General features: G+C 36.5%; 1 protein-coding gene. It reads right to left on the bottom strand.

Going from position 1 to position 948, the window contains the following annotated elements:
- Positions 1–477: hypothetical protein (locus ACNOHI_RS24595; protein WP_420477359.1), on the bottom strand; the 477-nt coding region annotated here is incomplete at its 3' end.
- Positions 478–948 lie beyond the last annotated feature (471 nt).

The following is a 948-nucleotide window of genomic DNA, read 5'->3' as shown; positions in this document are numbered from 1 at the left end:
GTTATTATTCTTTTCAGGAGCCAAAGAAACGATATTCTCGCAGCGATACAACTCCATAAGCAATTCCAGGAATTTAATTAGGAGTTGTAATCCCTGTTCTCCTTTAGCAACAAAAAATTTCTTTGCTATAGCAGCGCTCGCAGCTCCGGAAATTTTAAAACCGCTCGAATAACGGGACAATAAATCAGCCGTTCTTCTTATCTCTGGAACCGAAAACAGAGCCGAAGGAGAGCTGGAATTATTAAAATAGAGACTTAAGCCGGTTAGCTGGCCTTCAAAAATAAATCTGATAATATGAGGCTGACAGCCCGGTATAAACAATATATCGCCCGCGGCAAAAGGATTTACTGCGCCAGCGACATTTACTAAACCTCCTCCTCCTGTAAAAAATGTAATTTTTGATTCACTGCAATTGGGAAGACGAGGATGAAAACAAGGTCCGTCTTCCTCCTGCATTCTTACAACCTGGCGTTCCATAGTTTTTAACGTTTTGATTAGTTTGTTTAAGAGTTTTAAAATTAGCGTAGTTACAGAAATACACAGATAAGATTGACCAGCTTATTAAGTGAAGCTAAGGCTTGTAAAATAGGTCTTCATTTGTGCGGTTTAAGATATGACTGGTCATCTGTTAACGTTTACTGTTATCTTTGAGGATATGATCTTGTTTCGGGTTTATATGAACCTCTCAACAACATGCGATCATAGTCTTAAGATCGGTTAATTATACCAAGTTAATGCCTTACTTCAACAAAAGCTATTCAACCTTTTGCCGATTTGTCTCAATTTATAACAACAAATAGCATTACAATAAATGAATAAATTCTACACTTGAATTTAATGAAAAGGTGAGGTTTATGTATTTCGATTTTCCAACCTTACGAAGGTTGGTAATCCAAACAATCATTCACTATTGTCAGCCTTACTTCAGTAGAAACTATTGTTATAGAT

The organism is Noviherbaspirillum sp. ST9 (assembly GCF_048799745.1).
In the GTDB taxonomy this organism is placed as follows: domain Bacteria; phylum Pseudomonadota; class Gammaproteobacteria; order Burkholderiales; family Burkholderiaceae_D; genus Noviherbaspirillum.
Note: the sequence above shows the minus strand (reverse complement) of the source record. Positions and strands in the feature narration are given on the sequence as shown.